Here is a 24,939-nt window from a genome sequence, read left to right as displayed (position 1 = left end):
AGGTGAAGGCCTGACCTTGCTTTGCAGCCATGGTCCGCCACATGCAGCATGCACAGTGGCGGCATTGTAGGTAAGAGCGTGTGCGGCTTCTGCGGGTCACCGCGGATCTATGTCCTGCCAGGCCTGCACGGCCGCCAGCACGGTCTGCATCTGCACCAGGTGGGCAAAGCGGAAGGCGTCGCCGCTCACCGTTTCGTCGGGGAACTCGGTGACCAGCGTCACCGGCGCATCGTGCGCGGTCTGCGTCTGCATGCAGGCAATGCCGTCGATCACCTCGAAGGGCAGGGGGCCGGCGTGGCGTTCGTAGAGGGCGCGCTGGCGCGCGTTGTACTCGGCCAGGCCCGGTACCTGCTTGAGGCGCGCGCACACCGCCGCCAGCAGCGCGCGCGCCGGTGGCTCCCAGCCGGCGTGGTGGCGCAGGATCAGGAAGAAGCCCTTGGGGCACATCCACTGCTCGAAGCCGCGCGGCACATAGCCCGACAGTGGCCGCGTCCACTCGTGCGCGGGATAGCCGTGCAGGTTCACGTGCAGGCGCGCGCCGGACAGCGCCAGCGCCATCTGGCGCGCCTCGCGCTCGAACCAGGGTGCGCTCTCGCGGTATTCGACATCGTCGCCCAGCGCCGTGTAACGCGCCGCATGGTGCATGTGGCCGCCGTGCTGGCAGCACAGCTCGCGGTGCAGGGCGTAGCCGTCGGGGTTTTCGAGTGCGATCAGCGCGAAATGCGCGTCCGGCTGCTGCAGCAGCGCCTGGGCCGCGCGCAGCGCGCCGACCACGCCCGAGGTCTCGTTGGCGTGCTGGCCGCCGCTGATGAACACCGGGCGCTGTGTGCCGCGCTGGTATTGCCCCCACACCGTGCGGCCCTGGCGCGTGCGGGCGCTGAAGCGCTGGCCCGGCCAGGCGTGCATGGTCTGGACGATGTATGCGGGCGCAGGCGCGTGGCCCAGCTCATCCAGCGCTTCCTGCGGCGCTTGCTGTGGCAGATGCGCCGCGGCCAGCGCGTCCTGCGCCGCGGCGTCGAAGGGCTGCAGGCTGACATGCACGCGCGGTGCGGCGGCGCCCAGGCGCACGTCGGGCACGATCTGGCCGGGCTGCAGGCGCCGGTCGCCCAGGGGGCGGCCGCTGTGCTGCTGGAAGAATTCGAGCAGCGAAAAGTACAGGTCCTCGTGCAGCGCCTCGGCCGTGCTGATCGTCTCGCCCGCCCAGGCCACGGGCTGCTCATAGCCGGCCAATTCCACGCGCAGTTGCAGGCGCTCGAAATACGGCTCCTGCTCCGGCCAGGGGTGGCCGCGCACGGCCTGCAGCGCCTGGGCGAAGGTCTGCTCGTAGTCGGTGCTGACGGCGCAGTCGAGCAGATCGGCCGCGCCCGCGCGCGTGCCCACGCGCAGCCAGCCGGTGGGCGAGAGCACCGTGGCGCCCGTGGCGTCGCCATGGCTGCGGTTGGGCGCCCAGACCTGCTGGCGGATGTGCTCGCCGCCTTGCAGCTGCAGCTCCACGTCGTAGCAGGGCAGGGCGTCGGCGCGCGCCTCCAGCGTGAGGGCGGCGCCTTCCAGCAGGGCTGCCAGCGGGTAGGCCTCCAGGCGAAAGCGCTGCTCCGGCCCGACCTGCGCCGCCGGGTAGCGGATATGGGCCGCGCGCAGCCGCGCGCAGTCCACGTTGTCGATGAAATGCTGCACCAGCGGCTTGTAGGCGCTGTGAAAACGCGCCTGCACGCCCACGGCGGCCAGCTGCCGCTCGGCCGCGCGGCGCTCGGCCTGGCCTTCAAACAGCCAGCCCTCGACATGGCGGCCGCGCCATTCGGGTTGCGAGAAGCGCTGCACCCACAGATCCAGCGTGCGCTCCAGTCTCAGGTCGAGCAGCGTGTTGCCTGTGTTGGCGTTGGTCATGGGCGTACCTGGCAAGGAGGGGAGGGAGGCAAATTATCGGCAGCCGTGCGCCGCCCGGCGCTGCGGACTTTCGCTGGCCTGCAATAATTTGATGGCAAATGGGCGCAAAGTGCTTATGCAGCAAGCGCAGGCAGCTCTACTTTTTGTTTTTATTCATCAGGAGACTGTGGACATGAGCCTCGACTTCCAAGGCCGGGTGGCCATCGTGACGGGCGCCGGTGGCGGCCTGGGGCGCCAGCATGCGCTGGCGCTGGCGGCGCGCGGCGCCAAGGTGCTGGTCAACGACCTGGGCGGGGCGGTGGATGGCAGGGGCGCGGGCGGCACGGCGGCGCAGGCCGTGGCCGATGAGATCCGCGCCGCGGGCGGCCAGGCGCTGGCGAATACGGCCTCGGTGACCGATTTCGGCGCCGTGCAGGCCATGGTGCAGCAGGCCGCGGATGCCTGGGGCCGCGTGGACATCCTGGTGAACAACGCCGGCATCCTGCGCGACAAGAGCTTTGCCAAGATGGACATGGCCGACTTTGCCCTGGTGGTGCAGGTGCACCTGATGGGCGCGGCGCATTGCTGCAAGGCCGTGTGGCCGCTGATGCAGGCGCAGCACTACGGGCGCATCGTCATGACCACTTCGTCCACGGGCCTGTACGGCAATTTTGGCCAGGCCAACTACGGCGCGGCCAAGCTGGCGCAGGTGGGGCTGATGCAGACCCTGGCCATCGAGGGCGCCAAGTACGGCATCCATGTGAACGCGCTGGCGCCCACGGCCGCCACGCGCATGACCGCGGGGCTGATGCCCGAGGAGGTGCTGGCACGGCTGGCGCCCGAGGCCGTGGTGCCTGCCATGCTGGTGCTGGCGCACGAGCGCGCGCCCACGCGCAGCATTCTGTGCGCCGGCGCGGGCACCTTCGAGGCGGCGCACATCACGCTCACCCAGGGCCTGCACCTGGGGCTGGGCGCCGACGTGCCCGAGCAACTGGCAGCGCGTCTGGCCGAGGTGTGCGCGCGCGCGGGTGAGCAGGTGCCCGGCAGCGGCGCGGCCCAGGGCGAGAACGAGCTCCGGCAGGCCATGGCCGCTGCAGCACGCACCTGATCCAGGGGCGCTTGGCAGCACCAAGACCCAGCGTGTGCTTCCTTACTCTTGGGCAAAGGTGTCAACGCTGGGCGGGACGGGTCGCCGCCAACAACAAAGCCCCGACTCGCGGGGCCTTTTGTCGCCATCTTCAAGCTGCCGCGCACTCGTTGAGGTTGCGCTACGTGCTTGTTTTTATTGGCGGAAGCTCAGGGATTCGAACCCTGGAACCCTTGCGGGTTGCCGGTTTTCAAGACCGGTGCAATCGACCACTCTGCCAAGCTTCCAAATTCTTCCTGTGGCGGGTTTCAAGGCTGCCGGTTTGAACCACTCGCCCCCAAGCCGTCGGACAACCGAGGATTCTAAGCGGACGGTGCGGGTGCCCAAGGCGCGGATGGGTTTACGCCTCCAGCAGCAGGGCCGCGACCACGTTGCGGCCTTCGCCGGCCAGGATGTTGTAGGTGCGGCAGGCGGCCTGCGTGTCCATGGTCTCCAGGCCGATGCGCCTGGCCATCAGCGGCTGCAGCCAGGCCGGCGGCGGGAAGCGGTTGCGCGTGCCGCTGCCGAAGATCACGACCTCGGCGTCCAGCGCGGCCAGTTGTGCGAAGTGCGCGGGGGTCAGGTCCTCGAAGCGGCTGCAGTCCCAGGCGATGCGCTGGCCGCGCGAGCCGACGATGACGCTGGCGGTGATCTTGTCGGTGTCCACGCTGACCCAGCCCGGCCCGTAGGCGGTGATGGTCTGGACGTCGAAGCGGTCGGGTTGGAATTTCATGTGTGCCGTGCAACCCTGGTCGTGGGCGGCCTGCGGATGGGAACTGTGCTTAAATTATAGGTTTCACCGACTGGCCCCCTGGTTCTTTGCAGTGCCAGCTCCTGACGACTAGCCCGCGCATGAAGCCCATCCACAAATCCGCCAAGCTCAACAATGTCCTCTACGACGTCCGCGGCCCCATCGTGGACGCGGCCAAGCAGATGGAGGACGAGGGCCAGAAGATCATCAAGCTCAACATCGGCAACATGGCGCCGTTCGGCTTCGATGCGCCCGAGGAGATTCAGCAGGACATGATCCGCAACCTGCCGAATTCGGCGGGCTACTCGGACAGCAAGGGCATCTTCGCGGCGCGCAAGGCGGTGATGCACTACACCCAGCAGCTCGGTATCGAGGGCGTGACGCTGGATGACATCTACCTGGGCAACGGCGCCAGCGAGCTGATCTGCATGGCCACCAACGCGCTGCTCAACGACGGCGACGAGTTGCTCGTGCCCACGCCCGACTACCCGCTGTGGACGGCGGCGACCTCGCTCTCGGGCGGCTCGCCCGTGCATTACCGCTGCGACGAGGACGCGGGTTGGCTGCCCGACCTCCAGGACATGCGCGCCAAGATCACGCCGCGCACGCGCGGCATCGTGGTCATCAACCCGAACAACCCTACCGGCGTGCTCTACCCCGTGGAGCTGCTCCAGGGCATCGTCCAGATCGCGCGCGAGAACAACCTGGTGCTGATGGTCGATGAGGTGTACGACAAGGTGCTGTACGACGGCGTCAGGTTCACGTCCATGGCCAGCCTCTGCACCGACGTGCTCACGCTCACCTTCAACTCGCTGTCCAAGGCCTACCGCAGCTGCGGCTACCGCGCGGGCTGGATGGTGGTATCCGGACCCAAGCAGGACGCCCGCGACTACATCGAGGGCCTGAACATGCTCGCCAACCTCAAGCTCGGCTCCAACGTGCCGGGCCAGTGGGCCATCCAGACGGCGCTGGGCGGCTACCAGAGCATCAACGACCTGGTGAAGGAGGGCGGGCGCCTGCGCCGCCAGCGCGACCTGGCCTATGAGCTGATCACGCAGATCCCCGGCGTCACCTGCGTCAAGCCCCAGGCGGCGCTGTACATGTTCCCGCGCCTCGATCCTGAGGTGTACCCGATTGCCGACGACCGCCAGTTCTTCATGGAGGTGCTGCGCGCCACGCGCGTCATGCTGGTGCAGGGCTCGGGCTTCAACTACCCGGACAACCAGCATTTCCGCATCGTCTTCCTGCCGCACGAGGACGACCTGCGCGAGGCGGTTGCGCGCCTGGCGGGCTTCCTCGCGGCCTACCGGCAGCGCCACGCCAAGGCGGCGTAAAACTCTATTTTTGATAGCTGCCAGCGCTTGATGCAAAAGCGCTACAGCCTTTTTTGACTGGTAATTCTGATATGAAACCCATCCAAGTTGGCCTGCTCGGCATCGGCACCGTGGGCAGCGGCGTGTTCAACGTGCTGCAACGCAACCAGGAGGAGATCCGCCGCCGCGCCGGCCGCGGCATCGAGATCGCCTGCGTGGCCGACCTGGACACCGCGCGCGCGCGCGCCATCGTGGGCGAGCAGGCCCGCGTGGTGGGCGATGCGCGCGAGATCATCGCCAACCCCGACATCGACATCGTGGTCGAGCTCATCGGCGGCTACGGCATCGCCAGGCAACTGGTGCTGGAGGCGATTGCCGCCGGCAAGCATGTGGTGACGGCCAACAAGGCCCTGCTGGCCGTGCATGGCACGGAGATCTTCAAGGCCGCGGCCGAGAAGGGCGTGGTGGTGGCCTTCGAGGCGGCCGTGGCCGGCGGCATCCCCATCATCAAGGCGCTGCGCGAGGGCCTGAGCGCTAACCAGATCCAGTGGATTGCCGGCATCATCAACGGCACGACCAACTTCATCCTGTCCGAGATGCGCGACAAGGGCCTGGACTTCGACGTGGTCTTGAAGGAGGCGCAGCGCCTGGGCTACGCCGAGGCCGACCCGACCTTCGACATCGAGGGCGTGGACGCCGCGCACAAGGCCACCATCATGAGCGCCATCGCCTTCGGCATTCCGGTGCAGTTCGACAAGGCCCATGTGGAGGGCATCACCAAGCTGTCCGCCGCCGACATCCGCTACGCCGAGCAGTTGGGCTATCGCATCAAGCTCTTGGGCATCACCAAGCGCACCGACAAGGGCGTGGAGCTGCGCGTGCACCCCAGCCTGGTGCCGGCCAAGCGCCTGATCGCCAACGTCGAGGGCGCGATGAACGCCGTGGTCGTGCACGGCGACGCCGTGGGCACCACGCTGTACTACGGCAAGGGCGCGGGCAGCGAGCCCACGGCCAGCGCCGTGATCGCCGACCTGGTGGACATCACCCGCCTGATCGAGGCCGACCCCGCGCACCGCGTGCCGCCGCTGGCCTTCCAGAGCCACACGCTGCGCGAGGCCGGCCAGGACCTGCCGGTGCTGCCCATGGCCGAGGTGGTCACCAGCTACTACCTGCGCCTGCGCGTGGCCGACGAGGCCGGTGTGCTGGCCAAGGTCACGGGCATCCTGGCGGGCGCGGGCATCAGCATCGACGCCATGCTGCAGCGCGAGGCCGACGAGGTCGGCGGCGAAGGAAGCACCCAGACCGACCTGATCATCCTCACGCACGACACGCGCGAGGGCGACATGGACGCCGCGCTGGCCCAGATCCAGGGCCTGCCCACGGTGCTGGCGCCGATCACGCGCATCCGCAAGGAAGAGCTGAACAACTGAGGATTGCGCGAGCCATGCTGTACCTGTCCACCCGCGGCCACCCGGACCGCAAGCATTTCTGCGACATCCTGCTCGAAGGCCTGGCGCCCGACGGCGGCCTGTACCTGCCCGAGCACTACCCGAAGATCAGCGACGCGCAACTCACCGAGCTGCGCCAGGCGTACCACATGCAAGGCTACGCCGAACTGGCCTTTCGCATCCTGTCGCTGTACATCGACGACATTCCGCCTGCCGACCTGAAGCGCCTGTGCGAGAAGACCTACACCGCCGAGGTCTTCGGCACGCGCGAGATCGTGCCCCTGCGCCACCTGGAAGACGGCCTGTGGATCGAGGCCCTGTCCAACGGCCCGACGCTGGCCTTCAAGGACATGGCCATGCAGCTCTTGGGCAACCTGTTCGAATACGAGCTGGCGCGCCGCGGCGAAGAGCTCAACATCCTGGGCGCCACCAGCGGCGACACCGGCAGCGCGGCTGAATACGCCATGCGCGGCAAGCAGGGCGTGCGCGTGTTCATGACCAGCCCGCATGGCCGCATGAGCCCGTTCCAGCAGGCGCAGATGTTCAGCCTGCAGGACGCGAACATCCACAACCTGGCGATTCAAGGCGTGTTCGACGACTGCCAGGACATCGTCAAGGCCGTCTCCAACGACCACGCGTTCAAGGCCCGCTACAAGATCGGCACCGTCAACTCCATCAACTGGGCGCGCCTCTTGGCGCAGGTGGTGTACTACTTCGCGGGCTACATCCAGGCCACGGAGTCCAACGACCAGAAGGTCAGCTTCACCGTGCCCAGCGGCAACTTCGGCAACATCTGCGCCGGCCATGTGGCGCGCCAGATGGGCCTGCCGATCGACCGCCTGGTCGTGGCCACGAACGAGAACGACGTGCTCGACGAGTTCTTCCGCACCGGCGCCTACCGCGTGCGCGGCGCGGCCGATACGCATGAGACCAGCAGCCCCAGCATGGACATCAGCAAGGCCAGCAACTTCGAGCGTTTCGTGTTCGACCTGGTGGGGCGCGACGCCGGGCGCACGCGCCAGCTGTTCGCCGAGGGCGTGGCCCAGCAGGGCTTCTTCGACCTGGGGGCCGACCCGGTGTTCCAGGACGCCCACGCCAAATACGGCTTCGAGAGCGGCAAGAGCCAGCACGCGGACCGCCTGGCCACCATCCGCGACACCTGGGAGCGCTTCGGCCAGATCATCGATACCCACACCGCCGACGGCGTGAAGGTGGCGCGCGATCTGCGCGGCGACCCGGCCGTGCCCATGATCGTGCTGGAGACGGCGCTGCCCATCAAGTTTGCCGAAACCATAGAGGAGGCCCTGGGCCGAGCGCCCGAGCGCCCGGCGAAGTTCGAGGGCATCGAGCAGCTCCCGAAGCGTGTGCAGGTGCTGCCGGCCGACGTCGCGCGGGTCAAGGCCTACATCGCCGCCCATTGCGATTAAGGGATAAATTGGCCTTCGGCGCTTATCCATCAAGCGCTGGAAGCTATTAATTGATGAGCGGAACCAAAGGAGTGGCGCGATGAAGGTGGTTGGCTTTGCCGGCTATTCGGGCAGCGGCAAGACCACGCTGCTCGAGCGGCTGATTCCCGACCTGCGCCTGCGTGGCCTGCGCGTATCGGTGGTCAAGCACGCGCACCACAAGTTCGACATCGACCATGTGGGCAAGGACAGCTGGCGCCACCGCGAGGCCGGGGCCTACGAGGTCGTCGTGGCCTCCGACCGGCGCATGGCGCTGATGCGCGAGTTCGAGCAGCAGCACCAGCCCGGCGTGCACGAGCTGCTGGCCGAGCTGGACCCGCGGGTGGACTGGGTGCTGGTGGAGGGCTTCAAGGACTGCGACCTGCCCAAGATCGAGATCTGGCGTGCCGCCACGCCCGAATACCGTGAGCGCCTCGCGCTCTACCCGCACGACCCCCACATCGTCGCCGTGGCCACCGACGCGCCGCAGCTGCCCGCAGCCACGGCGCTGCCGGTGCTGCACCTGGGCGACCCGCCTGCGGTCGTGCAGTGGCTGCTGGAGCAGGGTGCGCGTTTTGACTATCTGCCCCAACCCCTGGAGGCTTGCGAATGACATCGAAGGCGCGTGCGCCCCTCAAACCCCTGCACGAGGCCCTGGCCGAACTGCTCGCGCAGGCCGCCCCCCTGGCTGGCACGGACACCGTCGACACCTTCGACGCCGACGGCCGCGTGCTGGCGCAGCCGGCCATCTCGCCGCTGCAGGTGCCGCCGCAGGACAACAGCGCCATGGACGGCTACGCCGTGCGCCGCGCCGACATCACCGCCGCGGGCGTGGCGCTGTCCGTGTCCCAGCGCATTGCCGCGGGCGAGGCCGGCGCGCCGCTGGCGGCCGGCACGGCGGCACGCATCTTCACGGGTGCTCCCGTGCCCGCTGGGGCCGACGCCATCGTGATGCAGGAGGACTGCGAGGCGCTCGACGGCGAGCGCGTGCGCGTGAACGCCGTGCCCGCCGCGGGCCAGTGGATCCGCCGCGCCGGCGAGGACATCACCCTGGGCGCCGAGGTGCTGGCCGCCGGCACGCGCCTCACCCCCGCCGAGCTGGGCCTGGCCGCCAGCATCGGCCTGGCCGAACTCCAGGTGGCACGCCGGCCGCGCGTGGCGCTGTTCTCCACGGGCGACGAACTCGTCATGCCCGGCGAGGTGGCGCCCGCGCAGATGCGCCCGGGCGCCATCTACAACAGCAACCGCTTCTTTCTGCGCGCCATGCTGCGGCGCCTGGGCTGCGAGGTGAGCGACCTGGGGATAGTGCCGGATCGGCGCGAGGCCACCCTGGCCGCGCTGCAGGGCGCCGCGCAGGGGCACGACCTGATCCTGACCAGCGGCGGCGTTTCGGTGGGCGAGGAAGACCACATCAAGCCCGCCGTGGAGAGCCTGGGGCGCCTTGATCTCTGGCAGATCGCCATGAAGCCGGGCAAGCCCTTCGCCTATGGCCGCATAGCCGGCGCCCACTTCATGGGCCTGCCGGGCAACCCGGTGTCGAGCTTCGTCACCTTCGGCCTGCTGGTGCGCCCCTTCCTGCTGCGGTTGCAGGGGGTGCAGGATGTCGCTCCTAAAGCGATAGCTGCTACCGCTGGATTCGATTGGCCAAAGGCCGACAAACGCCGTGAATTCCTGCGCGTGCGCCAGGGGGCGGACGGCACGCTGGAGCTGTTTCCGAACCAAAGCTCGGGGGTGCTTACCTCGGCGGCCTGGGCTGACGGCGTGGTGGACAATCCCGCCGGTCAGACCATTGCGCGCGGTGACCGCGTGCGCTTTTTGCCGTTTGCGGAGTTGCTGTCATGACCGTCCCCCTCACGATCACGGTGCGCTATTTCGCCTCCATCCGCGAGGCCGTGGGCACGGGCCAGGAAACCGTGCAGACCGGTGCCGCCACGCTGGGGGCGCTGCGCGACGAGCTCATCGCCCGCGGCCAGCCCTGGGCCCAGTGCCTGGCACGCGGGCGCGCCGTGCGCATGGCCCTGAACCAGGTCATGGGCCAGGACGCCACGCCCCTGGCCGATGGTGCCGAGGCGGCGTTCTTTCCGCCCGTCACCGGCGGCTGACGGCCATCAATCCTGCGTCGGCAGCGCCGGGCTGCGCCAGCCCAGCAGCTCGGCCAGGCGCAGCGTGATCCAGCGCGCCTCCGGGGCGCTCACGCCGCTATCGGGGCCCGCCAGAGCGGCATGCATGCCCAGCAGCACGCCTTCCTCTGACCGGGCGCCGCCGTGGTACAGCTGCTGCGCCTGCTCCACCAGGTGGCAGGCCAGGTCTTCGCACAGCTCGTAGCGCGCGCGCACCTCGCCCGCTGGCGTCAGCAGGCGCTGGCGCGCGTCGCTGTAGAGCGCGATGAAGGAGGGTGGGACCAGGATTTGGTTGTCGTCTTGCATGCGCCATTGTGCAAAAACAAAGGCGCCGCTCCCGACGGATGCGGCGCCACTGGCGCGGGGCGGTGCTCAGGGCTTGTTGTGCTCGGCCTGCGGCGCATCGTTGCGCGTGAACAGCCAGATGAAGAAACCCGACATGCCCAGCATGAAGCCGATGCCCACGGCGCTGAACAGGCCCACCTCGGTGGTGAAGAGTTGCTTGAGTAATTGCATGGTGCTTTCCCTCTGTTGTTGACTGCTGCGTTCCATTGCAGCGCAGGCAGGGGGGAATCACTTTGATTAAGGTCAAGGCCCAAGGGTATGCCACAGTATGGCCGTCGGGCATTGGCGGGGCGCAGGTCGTGGCCTTCAGTCTGGCACGAACAGGCGCTCAAAGCGCTGCTGGTCGCTCTCCAGCTCGAAGGTCACGAGCTGGCCCATCTTGCCGTCGGCCCGGCGCTGGGCGGAAAACAGGCTGTGGCGGCCCGTCAGGTCGAAGCTGGGCAGGTCGATCAGCGCATAGGGCTGGGGTACGAAGGTCTGGAACTCAAACACCACGCGGTGCACGTTGCGCGGCGAGGGGTAGAGCATGTAGTCGGCAGTGGTGATGGTTTGCTGGGCCATGGCGTGCGGGGGCGTTAAAGTGGCCATTTTGCCGCCTACTCCTTTTCTGCCGCCATGACTCGCGTTTCCATCCAGACTCAGGACTTCGATGTTTCCACCGAACTGGCCCTGCTGCGCGCCGGGGATGCGCGCGTGGGCGCCGTCTGCTGCTTCGTGGGCACGGTGCGCGACAGGAACGAGGGCGACGCCGTCGCCAGCATGGAACTGGAGCATTACCCCGGCATGACGGAAAAATCCATAGCGGCCATGATCGACGAGGCGTTGGCCCGCTTCGACCTGTATGGCGTGCGCGTGATCCACCGCGTGGGGTTGCTGCAGCCGCTGGACCAGATCGTGCTGGTGGCCGTCACCAGCGCGCACCGCGGCGAGAGCTTCCAGGCCTGCGAATTCCTCATGGACTACCTGAAGACCCAGGCGCCGTTCTGGAAGAAGGAGCAGACCCCCGAAGGCGCGCGCTGGGTGGATGCGCGCGTTGCCGACGACGCGGCGCTGGCGCGCTGGGGCATTGCCGCGCCGCCGCAGGTGGGCTGAATTTGTCGCGCCATGGCTTGAAATCGAGGCGCGCAAGCCCTAGCTAGCAGCAAGTTGGAGGTTTTACATGCGTCTCGACAAACTCACTACCAAGTTCCAGGAAGCCCTGTCCGATGCCCAGTCGCTCGCGCTGGGCCATGACAACGCTTATATCGAGCCGGTGCACCTGCTGGCCGCCATGCTGCGCCAGGAGGACGGCCCGCGTGCGCTCGTGGAGCGTGCCGGCGCCAACGTGGCCGGCCTGCTCAAGGCCGCCGAGGCCGCGATCAAGCGCCTGCCCCAGGTGCAGGGGCATGAGCAGGTGCAGGCCAGCCCGGAGCTCGGCCGCGTGCTGCAGGCCACCGAGAAGGAGGCGATCCAGCGTGGCGACCAATTCATCGCCAGCGAGCTGTTCCTGCTGGCCCTGGTGGACAGCAAGGGCGATGCCGCCCAGCTGGCCAAGGACAACGGCCTCACGCGCAAGAGCCTGGAGGCCGCCATCGACGCCGTGCGCGGCGGCCAGAAGGTGGACAACGCCGAGGCCGAGGGCCAGCGCGAAGCCCTGAAGAAATACTGCCTGGACCTGACCGAGCGCGCCCGCCTGGGCAAGCTCGATCCGGTGATCGGGCGCGATGACGAGATCCGCCGCGCCATCCAGGTGCTGCAGCGGCGCAGCAAGAACAACCCGGTGCTGATCGGCGAGCCCGGCGTGGGCAAGACGGCCATTGTCGAGGGCCTGGCGCAGCGCATCGTCGAGGGCGAGGTGCCCGAGTCGCTGAAGAACAAGCGTGTGCTGGTGCTGGACATGGCGGGCCTGCTGGCCGGTGCCAAGTACCGCGGCGAGTTCGAGGAGCGCCTGAAGTCGGTGCTGAAAGAGGTGGCGCACGAGGAGGGGCGCATCATCCTGTTCATCGACGAGATCCACACCATGGTCGGCGCCGGCAAGGCCGAGGGCGCGATCGACGCCGGCAACATGCTCAAACCCGCCCTGGCGCGCGGCGAGCTGCACTGCATAGGCGCGACCACGCTTGACGAGTACCGCAAGTACATCGAGAAGGACGCGGCGCTGGAGCGGCGCTTCCAGAAGGTGCTGGTGCAGGAGCCGACGGTGGAGGACACCATCGCCATCCTGCGCGGCCTGCAGGTGCGCTATGAGGCACATCACGGCGTGGACATTACGGATCCCGCCATCGTTGCTGCAGCAGAACTGTCCCACCGCTACATCACCGACCGCTTCCTGCCGGACAAGGCCATCGACCTGATCGACGAGGCCGCGGCCAAGATCAAGATCGAGATCGACTCCAAGCCCGAGGCGCTGGACAGACTCGAACGCCGCATGATCCAGCTCAAGATCGAGCGCGAGGCGATGAAGAAGGAGCAGGACGAGGCCTCGCAAAAGCGCCTGCAGCTGATTGAGGAAGAACTCGCCAACGTGGAGCGCGAGTACGCCGACCTGGAGGAAGTCTGGAAGTCCGAGAAGGCCAGCGCCCAGGGCAGCGAACAGATCCGCAAGGACATCGACGTCATCCGCACGCAGATCGACGACCTGAAGCGCAAGGGCGACTTCAACAAGGTGGCCGAGCTGCAATACGGCCGCCTGCCCGAACTTGAAAAGCGCTTGAAGGAGGCGCAGGACAGCGAGGCCGGCGGCGGCGCGCCCCGGCACAAACTGCTGCGCACCCATGTGGGCGCCGAGGAGATCGCCGAGGTGGTCAGCCGCGCCACCGGCATTCCCGTGGCCAAGATGATGCAGGGCGAGAAGGACAAGCTCTTGCACATGGAGGACAAGCTGCACGAGCGCGTGGTGGGCCAGGACGAGGCGATTAGCGCCGTGGCGAATGCCATCCGCCGCTCGCGCTCAGGGCTTTCGGACCCGAACCGGCCGCTGGGCAGCTTCCTGTTTCTGGGCCCCACGGGCGTGGGCAAGACCGAGCTGTGCAAGGCGCTGGCGGGCTTTCTGTTCGACAGCGACGACCACATGGTGCGCATCGACATGAGCGAATTCATGGAAAAGCATAGCGTCGCGCGCTTGATTGGCGCGCCTCCAGGCTATGTGGGCTATGAAGAGGGCGGCTATCTGACGGAGGCCGTGCGCAGGAAACCCTATTCCGTACTGCTGCTCGACGAGGTGGAAAAGGCCCACCCGGACGTGTTCAACGTGCTGCTGCAGGTGCTCGACGACGGCCGCCTGACCGATGGCCAGGGCCGCACCGTGGACTTCAAGAACACGGTTATCGTCATGACCAGCAACATCGGCTCGCCGTTGATCCAGGCCATGGTGGGGCAGGGCGCCGAGGACATCAAGGAGGCGGTGTGGGGGGAACTAAAAAACCATTTCCGACCCGAATTCCTGAATCGTATCGACGAGACGGTGGTGTTCCATGGCCTGGACGCCAAGCACATCGAAGCCATTGCGCACATCCAGCTCAAGCTGCTCGAAGCGCGCCTGGCGAAGATGGAACTGGCGCTGCAGGTGTCGAAGACGGCCATGGCAGAGCTGGCCAAGGTGGGCTTCGATCCGGTGTTTGGCGCGCGCCCGCTGAAGCGGGCCATCCAGCAGCGCATCGAAAACCCGCTGTCCAAGCTGCTGCTGCAGGGGCACTATGCGCCCAAGAGCGTGATTACCGTGGATGTGGATCCGGTGCAGGAGCCAGGGGTATTCCACTTTGGCGCGGGCCATGCCGAGGGTTGAGCCCTACCATTGGCCTGGAATGTGAAGCGCGGGCAGGCCCGCGCGCCCAACTGTCAGAAAGGTGCATGGTTTGAATGAAGTCGTTACCGGCATGATCCGCTGGAGCTTGCGTCTCGTGGTGTTTGCCTGTGGGGTGCTCTTCTTCCTGAGTCTGGTGGCCGCCGTGGCGGTGCTGGCTCTGGTCTGGGGCGCGCGCGCGCTGTGGGCGCGGCTGACGGGCAAGCCCGTCACGCCCTGGGCCATGCGCATGGATCCGCGCGCCGGCTGGAGCACGGTCTACCGCAGCACGGCCCGCTGGACGGCCCAGAGGCCGGATCAGCCGCGGCGCGGCGAGGGCACGCCGGCGCACGACATCACCGACGTGGTGCCACGCGAAATTCGCTGAAACTTTCGACCAGCCCCGCCGCGTAGTTCGCAAGAATTGCGCGGTCTTTCATCATGCGCGCCACCCCGCCGGACGACATTCGCCATCTTTTTGAGCTGCAGCGGCAAGCCAGCCGGGCGCAGCCCGACGTGCCCTTGACGCTGCGGCGCGAGCGCCTGCTGCGCCTGTCCAAGCTGCTCGACGAGCATGGCCCGCTGCTCGCGGCCGCGGTGCAGGCCGACTTCGGCATGCGCTCGCCACGCCTGACCGAGGTGGCCGACCTGTTCGTGCTGCGCACGCAGCTCGCCCACACCCTGCGCCACCTGGCGCGCTGGAGCAGGCCCAAGAGGGTGCGCACGCCCCTGTTCCTGCAGCCCGCGCGCGGCTGGATCGAGCGCCAGCCGCTGGGCGTGGTGGGCGTGATCGCGCCCTGGAACTACCCCGTGCAACTGGCCCTGGCGCCTGTTATCGGCGCGCTGGCGGCGGGCAACCGCGTCATGCTCAAGCCCAGCGAGCTCACGCCCCACACCGCGGCGCAGCTGGCGGCGCTGGTGTCGCAGTTCTTCGCGCCCGACGAGTTCTGCGTGGTGCAGGGCGACGCCGCCAGTGCCGCGCTGCTGGCCTCGCTGCCGTTCGACCACCTGGTGTTCACCGGCTCCACGGCCGTGGGGCGCAGGGTGGCGCAGGCGGCGGCGGCCAACCTCACGCCCACCACGCTGGAGCTGGGCGGCAAGTCGCCGGCCATCATCGACGCCGACTGCGACATACAGGACGCAGCGCTCAAGATCGCCCACGGCAAGCTGTTCAATGCCGGCCAGACCTGCATCGCACCGGACTATGTGATGTTGCCGCGCGGCAACGAGGCCGTCTTTGCCGAGGCCTATCGCGCCGCCGTGGCGCGGCTGTTTCCGTACTTCGAGGGCAACCCGGACTACGCCTCCATCATCAGCCCGCGCCACCTGGCGCGCCTGCGCACCCTGCTGCAGCAGGCCCAGACCCTGGGCGCCGAGCTGCAGGTGCTGCAACCCGTGCCCGGCTCGCCCGCGCCGCCGCCCCAGGGCATCGGCGACGGCGTGGGCCGTCAGATGGCGCCGATGCTGGTGTTCGGCGCCACGCAGGCCATGCAGCTGATGCAGGAGGAGATCTTCGGCCCGGTGCTGCCCGTGCTCGGCTACGAGCGGCTTGACGACGCCATCGCCCACATCAACGCCGGGCCGCGCCCGCTGGCGCTGTACTGGTTCGGCCGCAGCGAGGCCGTGCGTGACGACGTGCTGCGCCGCACCGTGAGCGGCGGCGTGTCGGTGAACGACACGCTGATGCACATCGCGCACCACAACCTGCCCTTTGGCGGCGTGGGCGACAGCGGCTGGGGTGCCTACCATGGCGAGATCGGTTTTCTGCGCTTTTGCCACCAAAAGGCCGTGCTGGCGCAATCGCGCTGGTCCATGGGGCGCCTGCTGTACCCGCCCTACGGCGCACGCTTCGAGCAGGCGGTGAGGCTGTTGCGCCGCCTGATGTAGTCCGTCCGCGTGCATGCCACAGATGAGTGGGTTTGCGTGAAATGACGGGGCTAGAAGCAAGGAAACTTGCAGCCGTAGGAGCTAAAAACGCAATTGAGCGAGAATGCTGGGTTTTCCAAAATTATCGGTTTTCGTTTTCCCATGTCCAGTATCCAGGTTCGTCCCGCCACACTTCGCGATGCCAAAGCCATTGCCCAGGTCCACACCACCGCCGCGATGGAAGCCTACCGAGGTCTGGTGCCCGATGATCAGTTGAAATCCATGTCTTCGGTCGAGAAGCGCCAGGCCTACTGGCGCGAGGCCATCGAGTATTGCGAGCCCCAGGTCCAGGTGGCGGTGGACGGCGACAAGATCGTCGGCTTCGTCGGCTTCGACCGCTCGCGCGATGAAAAAACCCGTAACACCACCGGCGAAATCTGGGCCATCTACGCCGCTCCCACGCATTGGGACAAGGGCGTGGGCGTTGCCCTGTGGGACGCCGCGCGCGACGGCCTGCAAGAGGAAGGCTGCACCACCGTCACGGCCTGGGTGCCGCTGCGCAACGAGCGCGCCCTGCGTTTTCACGAGATGGCCGGCTTCAAGCGCGAGATGACCACCGCCAAGACGGCCGTGGTCGGCGGCGTGAAGATCGAGGAAGTGCGCCTCAAGCGCTCCGTCAACTGAAGCGCTATGCAGCGGCCGCGGCAATGATCGAATGGAGCGAGCACGGCGAGCCGCGCAGCGCGCTCTGGCGCTCCGAGAGCGGCGCCCCGGCGCCGCGTCGCGTGCAGCCGGCCGACGACACCCTGCCGGCCGACACCGCCTACCGCCTGGCCTGCGAGGGCACGGTCCTGCTCTGGCGCGGCGACTTCCAGAACGCGCGCCAGCTGCTGCAGGCCCTGATGCGCCGCGCCGACCGCAAACCCGCGAAGGCGGCGGCCCGGGCAGCGCAGAAGATCGCCGGCGCCGGCCTGGCCGAGCGCTTTCACCTGCACCGCCAGGCCCAGGCGCAGCGCGCGCGCACCCTCGGCGCGCTGCTCATCCCGGTCGAGGGCGATTACTCCATACCCCTGCGCCGCGCGCCCGACTGGCGTGCCGCCTGCACCGAGGCCTGGGGCCCGGCCGACGGCCAGGCCAGCGTGGTCGCGCTGCGCGAGCTGCTGGGCATCGTCGGCGCGCATGAATGGCGCAAGAAGGGCGTGGAAATCCCCGCGCTGGGCAGCGCGCCGGGCAACCGCATCCATCCGCACTACGGCGTGTTCTCGCCGCTGCGCGGCGAATACATAGACCTCGTGGCGCAGGCGCCGCTGCCCGGCACGGGCCTGGCCTTCGATATCGGCACCGGCACCGGCGTGCTGGCGGCCGTGCTGGCGCGCCGCGGCGTGCGCCGCGTGGTCGCCACCGAGCTGGCGCCGCGCGCCCTGGTCTGCGCCGGGGACAACCTGCGGCGCCTGGGCCTGCTTGGTCGGGTCGAGCTGCTGGCGGCCGACCTGTTCCCGCCCGGGCGCGCGCCGCTCGTGGTCTGCAACCCGCCCTGGGTGCCGGCGCGGCCCAGCTCGGCCATAGAGCAGGCCGTGTACGACGAGGGCAGCCGCATGCTCAAGGGCTTCCTGGCCGGGCTGCGCGAGCACCTGGAGCCTGGCGGCGAGGGCTGGCTGGTGCTGTCGGACCTGGCGGAACACCTGGGCCTGCGCTCGCGCGAGGAGCTGCTCGGCTGGATCGCCGCTGCCGGCCTGCGCGTGCTCGGGCGCCAGGACACGCGAGCGCGCCACGGCAAGGCGCAGGACGCGAGCGATCCCCTGCATGCCGCGCGGGCGGCCGAGGTCACCTCGCTGTGGCGCCTGGGCGCCGCTTCGCTGTAAGCTATATAAATAATAGCTACTAGCGCTTGATGGTAAAGCGCTGGAGGCCGATTTGACTGCAAATATCACCGCCGCCAAGCCCCTGCTGCTGGCCCCCATGGAGGGGCTGCTGGACTTCGTGCTGCGCGACGTGCTGACCCGCGTGGGCGGCGTGGACCGCTGCGTGTCCGAGTTCATACGCGTCTCGGGCAACCTGCTGACCGACAAGGTGTTTCTGCGCTACATCCCCGAGCTGAAGCACGGCGGTCGCACCCTGGCCGGTGTGCCGGTGCGGGCGCAGCTGCTGGGCTCGGACCCGGTCAGCATGGCCGAGAACGCCGCCTGCCTGGCCGCGCTGGGCCCCGAGGGCATTGACCTGAACTTTGGCTGCCCCGCCAAGACCGTCAACCGCCACGGCGGCGGCGCGGCCCTGCTGCGCGAGCCCGAGCGCATCGCCGCCGTGGTGGCGGCCGTGCGCCGCGCCGTGCCCGCGCACCTGCCGGTGTCGGCCAAGATGCGCCTGGGCTATGACGACGCCAGCCTGGCGCGCGAATGCGCCCAGGCCATGGAGCAGGGCGGCGCCTGCGAGCTGGTGGTGCATGCGCGCACCAAGCAGGACGGTTACCGGCCGCCCGCGTACTGGGAGCAGATTCCCGCGATCCGTGCGGCGGTGACCATCCCCGTGGTGGCCAACGGCGAGATCTGGAGCGTTGCCGACGCGCTGCGCTGCCGCGGCGTGTCGGGCTGCGACGCCCTGATGCTGGGCCGCGGCATGGTGGCCGACCCCGGGCTGGCGCTGGCCATACGCGCGCACGACGCTGGCCTGGCCCATGAGCCCTTGCCCTGGCAGTCATTGCTGCCGCAGATCGCGCGCTTTTGGGAGCTGGTCTGCGCAGACCTGGATCCGCCCCAGCGCGCCGGCCGGCTCAAGCAATGGCTGAACCTGCTGCGCCGGCGCTACCCCGAGGCGCAACAGGCCTTCGACCAGGTGCGCGTGATGACCGAGCAGCGCGCCATCAGCGCGTGGGTGCGGCAGGCCGCGGGCTGCGCCGGCTAAAAATCCGCCCGCCCCGTCACGCGGGCGACGAGGCGCAGATCCGGGCCGATCTGCTGCATGGCGTGGAACTCCATGCGCACGCCTTCCGACAGCGCCTGCAGCGGCCCCCAACTGGCCAGCCCGTGCGCGCCGCTGCCCAGCAGCAGGGGCGCCAGGTACAGCAGCAGCTCATCAACCAGGCCCTCGCGCAGGAAGGAGCCGTTGAGCTTGTGCCCGGCCTCCAGGTGCAGCTCGTTCACGCCACGTTGCCCCAGGTCGCGCAGCAGGGCGGGCAGGTCCACCTTGCCACGGGCGTTGGGCAGCAGGGTGACCGTGGCGCCGCGCGCCTGCAGCGCCTGCGCCCTGCCGCTGTGGTCATGGGCGGCGTAGATGAACACCTGGCGCCCGGGCACGTCGAACAGCCGCGCAGTGGGCGGCGTCTGCAGCCGGCTGTCCACCACCACCAGGTGCGGCTGGCGCGGCGTGGCCAGCTCGCGCACGTTGAGCAGCGGGTCGTCCTCCAGCACCGTGCCAATGCCGCTCAGCACGGCGCAGGCGCGCGCGCGCCAGGCATGGCCATCGGCGCGTGCGGCGGGCGCGGTGATCCACTGGCTGGCGCCATTGGCCAGCGCCGTCACCCCGTCGAGCGAGGCAGCGGCCTTCATGCGCACCCAGGGTATGCCGCGCACCATGCGGCTGAAGAAGCCGATGTTGAGCTCGCGCGACTCGGCCGCGCCCGGCCCCACCTGCACCTCGACCCCCGCCGCGCGCAGCCGCGCAAAGCCCTGGCCGCCTACCAGCGGATTGGGGTCGGCGATGGAGGCCACCACGCGCCCTATGCCGGCCTGGATCAGCGCGTCGCAGCACGGCCCCGTGCGCCCCTGGTGCGCGCAGGGCTCCAGCGTCACATAGGCCGTGGCGCCGCGCACGTCATGGCCGCGGGCCGCCGCGTCGCGCAGCGCCACCACCTCGGCATGCGGGCCGCCGGCCTGCTGGGTGAAGCCCTGGCCCAGCACATCGCCCGCGCTGCTGGCGATGACGCAGCCCACGCGCGGATTGGGGTTGGAAAGAAAAAGCGCCTGGGCGGCAAGCCCAAGCGCCTGGGCGATGAAGGGGGAGGTGGCGGTTGTCATGGCGCTGGCGATGGTAGCGCGCCGGGTCGGTGCAAGGTGCTTTCATCGGGCATTGAAGGCACAGCACGGAACCGAAAAAAAGCCTGCGCAGCGCAGGCACGGGCTTGATTCGTATGATTCCGTCAGCTTGGGGCGAAAAGGTGCTCAATCGGGGGCTCGTGTCAACGCCAGGTGCTTTGTGAGCGTTGACCCCAAGGCCTTTGTACGAGGCGCAAAAATGCACGTTTCATCTCGAGGGCGTGTCACACCGAAGGGAGTTGGGGTGAAAAAGCTGATGATGTGGCGCATTGCTGGCGCCCTGCTGGCCGCGAGCCTGGGTGTCGGGGCTCGGGCCGCGGAGCCGCCGGTATTCGTTCTCAACTCCTTGCAGGCCGATATCAGCGTGATCGATCCGGTGAGTTGGACCGAGTCGGCACGCATTGAAACCGGCAAGGAGCCGCACCACCTGTACCTGACGCCCGATGAAAAATCGCTCATTGTCGCCAACGCCCTGGGTGATAGCCTGACGTTTGTGGATCCGGGCACGGCGCAGGTGCAGCGCACGGTGCGTGGCATCGTCGATCCGTATCACCTGCGCTTCTCCCCCGACATGCAATGGCTGGTGACGGCGGCCAACCGGCTCAACCATGTGGATTTTTATCGCTGGGACGGCAAGGACTTGACCCTGGTGCAGCGTGTGCCCACGGGCAAGACGCCCAGCCATTTGTGGATAGATGCCGGCAGCCGCACCGTGTTTTCGACCATGCAGGACAGCGATGAGCTGGTGGCCATTGATATGGCGACGCAGAAGATCCTGTGGCGCGCCAAGACGGGGGCCATGCCGGCGGACGTGTATGGCAGCCCGGATGGCAAGCTGTTGTTCGTGGGCCTCACCGGCAGCGACAGCGTGGAGGTGTTCGACATCTCGGGCCCGCAGCCGCGCAGCGTGCAGCGCATCCAGACCGGGCGGGGCGCCCATGCCTTTCGTGCGGCGGGCGATGGGCGCCATTTGTTCGTGAGCAACCGCGTGGCCAATACCATCAGCAAGATAGACATGCAGGCGTTGCGCGTGACGGATTCCTACCCCGCGCCGGGCGGGCCCGACTGCATGGATGTGTCAGCCGATGGCCGCTGGATCTACGTCAGCGCGCGCTGGGCGCGCAAGCTGCTGGTGATCGACACGCTGGAGCGCAAGGTGGTGCGTTCCATTCCGGTAGGCAAGTCGCCCCATGGCGTCTGGACACTCAAGCATGCCAAGCGCTAAATCTGCCGAGGTGATGCGGCGTGCTTTTTTTGCTTCTATATTGATAGCTGTTGGCGCTTATCCATCAAGCGTAAAGGCCGAAAATGACTGTAAGGAATCGATCTATCTGACCTTTGACACGGGCCACATGGGCATTGCTCCACTGGTGGCCGAGGTGTTGCAGCGCCAGGGCGTGCGGGCCACCTTTTTTGCCGCCGATGAGCGCACGCTGAGCGGCGGCTCCAGCCTCGACGCGCAGTGGGCGCCGTGGTGGCGCGCGCGCGCTGTGGAAGGACATGAGTTCGCATCACACACGCTGCACCATGTGTATTGGCGCGCCGACAGTGGCTCGCCCGAGCAGCCATCGTTCAAGGTCAGGCCGACTGCGGGCCTTCAGGCGGGGCAGGATCTGACGATGACCGCCGCGCAGTACTGTGCCGAGATCGAGGCGGCAGCGCAGCGCCTGCGTGCCATCACCGGCAAGGAGCCGCTGCCGCTGTTCCGTGCGCCTGGCGGCAAGACCTCGCCAAGCTTGCTGCGGGCGGCCCGGTCTTGTGGCTATGGGCATGTGGGCTGGACCCCGGCGGGCTTTTTGGGGGATGAGCTGGCCAGCGAGCGCTACAGCAACCAGTGGCTGCTGGGGCAAGCGTTGCACAACATACGCGATGGCGACATTTTGCTGGCCCATCTGGGCATCTGGTCGCGCAAGGATCCATGGGCGCCTGCGGTGCTGGAGCCGCTGATCAAAGGGCTGAAGGAGCGCGGACTGTGTTTTCGCACCTTGCGTGAGCATCCCCGCTACGGACAGAGAGCAAAGTAGATAGAGATAGAGCGCAATGCCATGTTCAATCCCTTGCCCTGGCTGACCCAATTCTTTGATGCCGCCCAGCAATGGCTGTTTGAGGCCGTGGTGCAGCCGCTGCTGTTCGCCCTCGGCCTGGCCAGCGTGCTGGAGGACGCCTACGCGGCCACGGGCTGGCTGCTGGTCGGCCTGTTGCAGTTGCTCGTGATGCTGCTCGTGATTGCCCCCCTGGAGCGCTGGCGCCCCGTAGAGCCCGTGCGCGATCGGGCGGCGGTGCGTGTTGACATGCTCTACACCTTGATTCACCGCCTGGGTCTGTTCCGCCTGGCGTTGTTTTTCTCCGTCACCCCGCTGTGGGATGGCCTGTTCGGCATGCTGCGTATCCATGGCTGGCAAACCTGGCAGCTCGACGCTCTATGGCCCGGCGTGACGGATCAGCCGCTCGTGAGCCTGCTGCTGTACCTGCTGGCCTTCGACTTCGTGGACTACTGGATCCACCGTGGCCAGCACCGCTTCGACTGGTGGTGGCGCCTGCACTCCCTGCATCATTCACAGCGGCAGATGACCCAGTGGAGCGACAGCCGCAACCACCTGCTGGATGACCTGCTGCGCGACGCCATCATCGTCGTCGTGGCGCAATGCATAGGCGTGGCGCCGGGGCAGTTCGTGGCCATCGTGGCGCTCACACAGCTCAGCGAGAACCTGCACCACGCCAACCTGCGCCTGTGGTTTGGCCGCTGGGGTGAGCGCCTATGGGTCAGCCCGCGTTTTCACCGCCTGCACCACGCCATCGGCATAGGGCATGAATCGGCGAGGGGGCATCGTCCTGGTGCCCCGGCGCTGGGGGGGCACAACTTCGGTGTGCTGCTGCCCTGGTGGGACATGCTGTTTGGCACGGCCAACTTCCAGCAGCGCTACGAGCCCACGGGCGTGCGCGATCAGGTCGAGCCCGGCCCCGATGGCCGCATGCGCGACTATGGCCGGGGCTTTTGGGCCCAGCAGTGGCGCGGCCTGCTGCGCCTGGCGGGGCGCGGCTGATGGTGCAACCGCGCTATGCTTGTATGCATGGGGCCTCTTCTTGATTCCTTCTGGCGCGCCGCGGGCTATTGCCTGATGCCGCGCGTGATTGCGCTGTCGCTGCTGCCACTGGTTTTGATCTCCCTGGTCGCCGCGGGCGGCGCCTACCTGTATTGGGCCGCGGCCGTGGCCTGGATGCAGGCGATGCTCGAAGGCTCGAGCTGGCTCCAAATGCTCTGGGGCTGGCTGCATGGCTTTGGCGTGGACAACCTGCCGGTGGTGCTGGCGCCGCTGCTGGTGCTGATGTTCGCCATGCCGGTGGTTGTCATCGTCTGTGTGCTGGCGGTGGCCGTGCTGATGGCGCCGGCCATCGTGGATCTGGTGGCGCAGCGGCGCTTTGCACAGCTGCAGCGCAAACGCGGCGGCGGCTTTCTCGCTAGCTTGCTGTGGTCGCTGGGCTCTACGCTCGCCGCTCTCCTGGTCCTGATTCTGTCCATGCCGCTGTGGCTGATTCCCCCCCTGGTGCTGGTGCTGCCCCCGCTGATCTGGGGCTGGCTGACCTACCGCGTCATGGCCTTTGATGCGCTGGCCGAGCACGCGAGCAAGCCCGAACGGCAGGAGGTCTTCAAGATCCACAGGCTGAGCCTGCTGCTCATTGGCGTTCTGACCGGCTTCCTGGGCGCCGCCCCTGCCATCGTTTGGGCCTCGGGCGTGGTGTTTGCGGCCGCCTTCTTCGTGCTGGTGCCTGTGGCCATCTGGATCTACACCCTGGTGTTCGCCTTCTCTTCGCTCTGGTTCACGCATTTTTGCCTGGCGGCGCTGCAGCGGCTGCGCGAGCGGCGCGGCGATGGTGGAGCTGAACCCGTGCCGGGCGCGCCTGCCATCGCCACCATTGCCGCAGCACCGGCGCTTGCCGGCCCGCCTTCTTCCGACGCATCCCTTCCATGACACCTACCTTCGGCCTCATCATCGTTGGCGACGAAATCCTCTCCGGCAAGCGCGCGGACAAGCATTTGCCCAAGGTCATCGAACTGCTGGCCTCGCGCGGGCTGGCGCTGGGCTATGCGGACTATGTGGGTGACGACCGTCCGCGCATCACCGCGGCCCTGCAGCGGGCGTTTGCCTCGACCGATGTGGTCTTCAGTTGCGGCGGCATAGGCGCCACACCCGATGACCACACGCGCCAATGCGCGGCGGCCGCGCTCGGGCTGCCCCTGGAACTGCACCCGGAGGCCGCGGCCCTGATCCGCGAGCGCATGCAGGACGTGGCGCGCGAGCAGGGCCAGCCCTATGAGCCCGGGCGCGCCGACAACCTGCACCGTCTGAACATGGGAGTGTTCCCGCAAGGTGCGCGCATCATTCCCAACCCCTACAACAAGATCCCAGGCTTTTCTTGTGCTGGCCCGGGCGGGGGCATGGTGCATTTCGTGCCTGGTTTCCCGGTCATGGCCTGGCCCATGGTGGAGTGGGCGCTGGAACATTACTGCGCCCAGTGGTTCAACCGCCAGCCTCAGACCGAGCATTCCATCGTGCTGTATGGGGCCATGGAGGCCGCGCTGACTCCGCTGATGGAGCGCATCGAGGCTGCGCACCCGGGCATCAAGGTGTTCAGCCTGCCCAGCGTGGACCACCCGGTGCATGGCCGGCATGTGGAGCTGGGTGTGAAAGGCGCGGCCGCGCTGGTGCCGGCGGCGTGGCAAGAGCTGCACCAGGCATTGCACCAATTTGGTGCCGTCCTGGGCCCCGAAATGGTGCGCCATTTGTGATCCGGTGCGCCACTTAGAATCACAGGCTTGGCTCAATCACCGGGAGCCAGGCTGGCACGCAAGCTGCTTATATTTGCTCATCGTT

General features: G+C 68.0%; 25 protein-coding genes and 1 tRNA gene. 19 read left to right on the top strand and 7 right to left on the bottom strand.

The genetic code is table 11. The features are described from left to right. Positions 1-96: 96 nt before the first annotated feature. Positions 97-1,884, bottom strand: a complete 1,788-nt coding sequence (locus P7644_RS14560) for a peptidase M14 (protein ID WP_404299966.1) — start codon at positions 1,882-1,884, stop codon at positions 97-99. Positions 1,885-2,056: 172 nt separating this feature from the next. On the opposite strand from P7644_RS14560, the gene P7644_RS14555 reads away from it, so the two are divergent. After that, a complete protein-coding gene (locus tag P7644_RS14555) occupies positions 2,057-2,971 on the top strand; it encodes an SDR family NAD(P)-dependent oxidoreductase (RefSeq protein WP_404299965.1) in 915 nt (304 codons plus the stop codon). Positions 2,972-3,149: 178 nt separating this feature from the next. Here the strand turns inward: P7644_RS14555 and P7644_RS14550 are convergent. Together P7644_RS14550 and P7644_RS14545 are read right to left on the bottom strand one after the other, a co-directional pair. After that, positions 3,150-3,237 (bottom strand) — tRNA-Ser (locus P7644_RS14550). A gap of 113 nt (positions 3,238-3,350) precedes the next feature. After that, complete coding sequence (locus tag P7644_RS14545; protein WP_404299964.1) at positions 3,351-3,722, bottom strand: Mth938-like domain-containing protein; 372 nt, start codon at positions 3,720-3,722, stop codon at positions 3,351-3,353. A gap of 119 nt (positions 3,723-3,841) precedes the next feature. On the opposite strand from P7644_RS14545, the gene P7644_RS14540 reads away from it, so the two are divergent. The 6 genes from P7644_RS14540 (at position 3,842) to P7644_RS14515 (ending at position 10,048) form a co-directional block, all read left to right on the top strand. Further along, on the top strand, positions 3,842-5,074 hold the full coding sequence (locus P7644_RS14540; protein WP_404299963.1) for a pyridoxal phosphate-dependent aminotransferase: 1,233 nt from the start codon (positions 3,842-3,844) through the stop codon (positions 5,072-5,074). Between the two features lie 71 nt (positions 5,075-5,145). Further along, positions 5,146-6,483 (top strand): homoserine dehydrogenase, encoded by a 1,338-nt coding sequence (locus P7644_RS14535; protein WP_404299962.1) that lies wholly within the window; start codon positions 5,146-5,148, stop codon positions 6,481-6,483. A gap of 14 nt (positions 6,484-6,497) precedes the next feature. Further along, entirely contained in the window at positions 6,498-7,928 is a 1,431-nt protein-coding gene (gene thrC, locus P7644_RS14530; RefSeq protein ID WP_404299961.1) for a threonine synthase, read from the top strand. Positions 7,929-8,007: 79 nt separating this feature from the next. Next, the gene (gene mobB, locus P7644_RS14525; protein ID WP_404299960.1) at positions 8,008-8,559 is read left to right on the top strand and encodes a molybdopterin-guanine dinucleotide biosynthesis protein B; all 552 of its coding nucleotides are present in this window, start codon (positions 8,008-8,010) and stop codon (positions 8,557-8,559) included. Continuing rightward, positions 8,556-9,788 (top strand): gephyrin-like molybdotransferase Glp, encoded by a 1,233-nt coding sequence (gene glp / locus P7644_RS14520; protein ID WP_404299959.1) that lies wholly within the window; start codon positions 8,556-8,558, stop codon positions 9,786-9,788. The genes mobB and glp overlap by 4 nt, the downstream gene beginning before the upstream one ends. Next, complete coding sequence (locus P7644_RS14515) at positions 9,785-10,048, top strand: MoaD/ThiS family protein (RefSeq protein WP_404299958.1); 264 nt, start codon at positions 9,785-9,787, stop codon at positions 10,046-10,048. The genes glp and P7644_RS14515 overlap by 4 nt, the downstream gene beginning before the upstream one ends. A 6-nt stretch (positions 10,049-10,054) precedes the next feature. On the opposite strand, the gene P7644_RS14510 is transcribed toward P7644_RS14515, so the two are convergent. The 3 genes from P7644_RS14510 to P7644_RS14500 all read right to left on the bottom strand — a co-directional run bounded on the left by P7644_RS14510 (position 10,055) and on the right by P7644_RS14500 (position 10,972). Next, positions 10,055-10,372 carry a hypothetical protein gene (locus P7644_RS14510; RefSeq protein WP_404299957.1) on the bottom strand — a complete coding sequence of 106 codons (318 nt, stop codon included), beginning with the start codon at positions 10,370-10,372 and terminating at the stop codon, positions 10,055-10,057. A gap of 66 nt (positions 10,373-10,438) precedes the next feature. Continuing rightward, a complete protein-coding gene (locus tag P7644_RS14505; RefSeq protein WP_404299956.1) occupies positions 10,439-10,582 on the bottom strand; it encodes a DUF3149 domain-containing protein in 144 nt (47 codons plus the stop codon). A gap of 135 nt (positions 10,583-10,717) precedes the next feature. Further along, the gene (locus tag P7644_RS14500; protein WP_404299955.1) at positions 10,718-10,972 is read right to left on the bottom strand and encodes a hypothetical protein; all 255 of its coding nucleotides are present in this window, start codon (positions 10,970-10,972) and stop codon (positions 10,718-10,720) included. A 54-nt stretch (positions 10,973-11,026) separates the two neighbouring features. Here P7644_RS14500 and moaE point away from each other — a divergent pair, with 54 nt between their 5' ends. The 7 genes from moaE (at position 11,027) to P7644_RS14465 (ending at position 18,935) form a co-directional block, all read left to right on the top strand. Next, positions 11,027-11,503, top strand: coding sequence for a molybdopterin synthase catalytic subunit MoaE (gene moaE, locus P7644_RS14495; protein WP_404299954.1), 477 nt, complete (start codon positions 11,027-11,029; stop codon positions 11,501-11,503). A 67-nt stretch (positions 11,504-11,570) separates the two neighbouring features. Next, on the top strand, positions 11,571-14,174 hold the full coding sequence (clpB, locus tag P7644_RS14490; RefSeq protein WP_404299953.1) for an ATP-dependent chaperone ClpB: 2,604 nt from the start codon (positions 11,571-11,573) through the stop codon (positions 14,172-14,174). A gap of 70 nt (positions 14,175-14,244) precedes the next feature. Continuing rightward, positions 14,245-14,559, top strand: coding sequence for a hypothetical protein (locus P7644_RS14485; protein WP_404299952.1), 315 nt, complete (start codon positions 14,245-14,247; stop codon positions 14,557-14,559). A 53-nt stretch (positions 14,560-14,612) separates the two neighbouring features. Continuing rightward, positions 14,613-16,058, top strand: coding sequence for an aldehyde dehydrogenase family protein (locus P7644_RS14480; protein WP_404299951.1), 1,446 nt, complete (start codon positions 14,613-14,615; stop codon positions 16,056-16,058). 141 nt (positions 16,059-16,199) lie between these two features. Further along, positions 16,200-16,721, top strand: coding sequence for a GNAT family N-acetyltransferase (locus P7644_RS14475; RefSeq protein ID WP_404299950.1), 522 nt, complete (start codon positions 16,200-16,202; stop codon positions 16,719-16,721). Positions 16,722-16,744: 23 nt separating this feature from the next. Then, on the top strand, positions 16,745-17,899 hold the full coding sequence (locus tag P7644_RS14470) for a methyltransferase (protein ID WP_404299949.1): 1,155 nt from the start codon (positions 16,745-16,747) through the stop codon (positions 17,897-17,899). 97 nt (positions 17,900-17,996) lie between these two features. Beyond that, on the top strand, positions 17,997-18,935 hold the full coding sequence (locus P7644_RS14465) for a tRNA dihydrouridine synthase (RefSeq protein WP_404303218.1): 939 nt from the start codon (positions 17,997-17,999) through the stop codon (positions 18,933-18,935). Here P7644_RS14465 and ribD read toward each other — a convergent pair. Next, the gene (ribD, locus tag P7644_RS14460) at positions 18,932-20,047 is read right to left on the bottom strand and encodes a bifunctional diaminohydroxyphosphoribosylaminopyrimidine deaminase/5-amino-6-(5-phosphoribosylamino)uracil reductase RibD (protein ID WP_404299948.1); all 1,116 of its coding nucleotides are present in this window, start codon (positions 20,045-20,047) and stop codon (positions 18,932-18,934) included. The genes P7644_RS14465 and ribD overlap by 4 nt on opposite strands. A gap of 274 nt (positions 20,048-20,321) precedes the next feature. On the opposite strand from ribD, the gene P7644_RS14455 reads away from it, so the two are divergent. The 5 genes from P7644_RS14455 to P7644_RS14435 are packed head-to-tail and all read left to right on the top strand — an operon-like array spanning position 20,322 to position 24,854. Next, positions 20,322-21,290 (top strand): YncE family protein, encoded by a 969-nt coding sequence (locus tag P7644_RS14455; RefSeq protein ID WP_404303216.1) that lies wholly within the window; start codon positions 20,322-20,324, stop codon positions 21,288-21,290. Further along, entirely contained in the window at positions 21,277-22,089 is an 813-nt protein-coding gene (locus P7644_RS14450; protein ID WP_404299947.1) for a polysaccharide deacetylase family protein, read from the top strand. The genes P7644_RS14455 and P7644_RS14450 overlap by 14 nt, the downstream gene beginning before the upstream one ends. A 21-nt stretch (positions 22,090-22,110) precedes the next feature. Continuing rightward, a complete protein-coding gene (locus tag P7644_RS14445) occupies positions 22,111-23,109 on the top strand; it encodes a sterol desaturase family protein (protein ID WP_404299946.1) in 999 nt (332 codons plus the stop codon). Positions 23,110-23,136: 27 nt separating this feature from the next. Continuing rightward, positions 23,137-24,036 (top strand): EI24 domain-containing protein, encoded by a 900-nt coding sequence (locus P7644_RS14440; RefSeq protein ID WP_404299945.1) that lies wholly within the window; start codon positions 23,137-23,139, stop codon positions 24,034-24,036. Further along, positions 24,033-24,854 (top strand): competence/damage-inducible protein A, encoded by an 822-nt coding sequence (locus tag P7644_RS14435; protein ID WP_404299944.1) that lies wholly within the window; start codon positions 24,033-24,035, stop codon positions 24,852-24,854. The genes P7644_RS14440 and P7644_RS14435 overlap by 4 nt, the downstream gene beginning before the upstream one ends. The last annotated feature ends 85 nt before the right edge of the window (positions 24,855-24,939 follow it).

The organism is Alicycliphilus denitrificans (assembly GCF_044792555.1).
GTDB classification, from domain to species: domain Bacteria; phylum Pseudomonadota; class Gammaproteobacteria; order Burkholderiales; family Burkholderiaceae_C; genus Alicycliphilus; species Alicycliphilus denitrificans_A.
This window is presented reverse-complemented; position numbering and strand designations above follow the sequence as displayed.

Bases quoted from the DNA above. Each gene is read 5' to 3' on its own strand.
- P7644_RS14560 (WP_404299966.1), bottom strand. From the start codon at position 1,884: ATGACCAACGCCAACACAGGCAACACGCTGCTCGACCTGAGACTGGAG.
- P7644_RS14555 (WP_404299965.1), top strand. From the start codon at position 2,057: ATGAGCCTCGACTTCCAAGGCCGGGTGGCCATCGTGACGGGCGCCGGT.
- P7644_RS14545 (WP_404299964.1), bottom strand. From the start codon at position 3,722: ATGAAATTCCAACCCGACCGCTTCGACGTCCAGACCATCACCGCCTAC.
- P7644_RS14540 (WP_404299963.1), top strand. From the start codon at position 3,842: ATGAAGCCCATCCACAAATCCGCCAAGCTCAACAATGTCCTCTACGAC.
- P7644_RS14535 (WP_404299962.1), top strand. From the start codon at position 5,146: ATGAAACCCATCCAAGTTGGCCTGCTCGGCATCGGCACCGTGGGCAGC.
- thrC (WP_404299961.1), top strand. From the start codon at position 6,498: ATGCTGTACCTGTCCACCCGCGGCCACCCGGACCGCAAGCATTTCTGC.
- mobB (WP_404299960.1), top strand. From the start codon at position 8,008: ATGAAGGTGGTTGGCTTTGCCGGCTATTCGGGCAGCGGCAAGACCACG.
- glp (WP_404299959.1), top strand. From the start codon at position 8,556: ATGACATCGAAGGCGCGTGCGCCCCTCAAACCCCTGCACGAGGCCCTG.
- P7644_RS14515 (WP_404299958.1), top strand. From the start codon at position 9,785: ATGACCGTCCCCCTCACGATCACGGTGCGCTATTTCGCCTCCATCCGC.
- P7644_RS14510 (WP_404299957.1), bottom strand. From the start codon at position 10,372: ATGCAAGACGACAACCAAATCCTGGTCCCACCCTCCTTCATCGCGCTC.
- P7644_RS14505 (WP_404299956.1), bottom strand. From the start codon at position 10,582: ATGCAATTACTCAAGCAACTCTTCACCACCGAGGTGGGCCTGTTCAGC.
- P7644_RS14500 (WP_404299955.1), bottom strand. From the start codon at position 10,972: ATGGCCCAGCAAACCATCACCACTGCCGACTACATGCTCTACCCCTCG.
- moaE (WP_404299954.1), top strand. From the start codon at position 11,027: ATGACTCGCGTTTCCATCCAGACTCAGGACTTCGATGTTTCCACCGAA.
- clpB (WP_404299953.1), top strand. From the start codon at position 11,571: ATGCGTCTCGACAAACTCACTACCAAGTTCCAGGAAGCCCTGTCCGAT.
- P7644_RS14480 (WP_404299951.1), top strand. From the start codon at position 14,613: ATGCGCGCCACCCCGCCGGACGACATTCGCCATCTTTTTGAGCTGCAG.
- P7644_RS14475 (WP_404299950.1), top strand. From the start codon at position 16,200: ATGTCCAGTATCCAGGTTCGTCCCGCCACACTTCGCGATGCCAAAGCC.
- P7644_RS14470 (WP_404299949.1), top strand. From the start codon at position 16,745: ATGATCGAATGGAGCGAGCACGGCGAGCCGCGCAGCGCGCTCTGGCGC.
- P7644_RS14465 (WP_404303218.1), top strand. From the start codon at position 17,997: ATGGAGGGGCTGCTGGACTTCGTGCTGCGCGACGTGCTGACCCGCGTG.
- ribD (WP_404299948.1), bottom strand. From the start codon at position 20,047: ATGACAACCGCCACCTCCCCCTTCATCGCCCAGGCGCTTGGGCTTGCC.
- P7644_RS14455 (WP_404303216.1), top strand. From the start codon at position 20,322: ATGATGTGGCGCATTGCTGGCGCCCTGCTGGCCGCGAGCCTGGGTGTC.
- P7644_RS14450 (WP_404299947.1), top strand. From the start codon at position 21,277: ATGCCAAGCGCTAAATCTGCCGAGGTGATGCGGCGTGCTTTTTTTGCT.
- P7644_RS14445 (WP_404299946.1), top strand. From the start codon at position 22,111: ATGTTCAATCCCTTGCCCTGGCTGACCCAATTCTTTGATGCCGCCCAG.
- P7644_RS14440 (WP_404299945.1), top strand. From the start codon at position 23,137: ATGGGGCCTCTTCTTGATTCCTTCTGGCGCGCCGCGGGCTATTGCCTG.
- P7644_RS14435 (WP_404299944.1), top strand. From the start codon at position 24,033: ATGACACCTACCTTCGGCCTCATCATCGTTGGCGACGAAATCCTCTCC.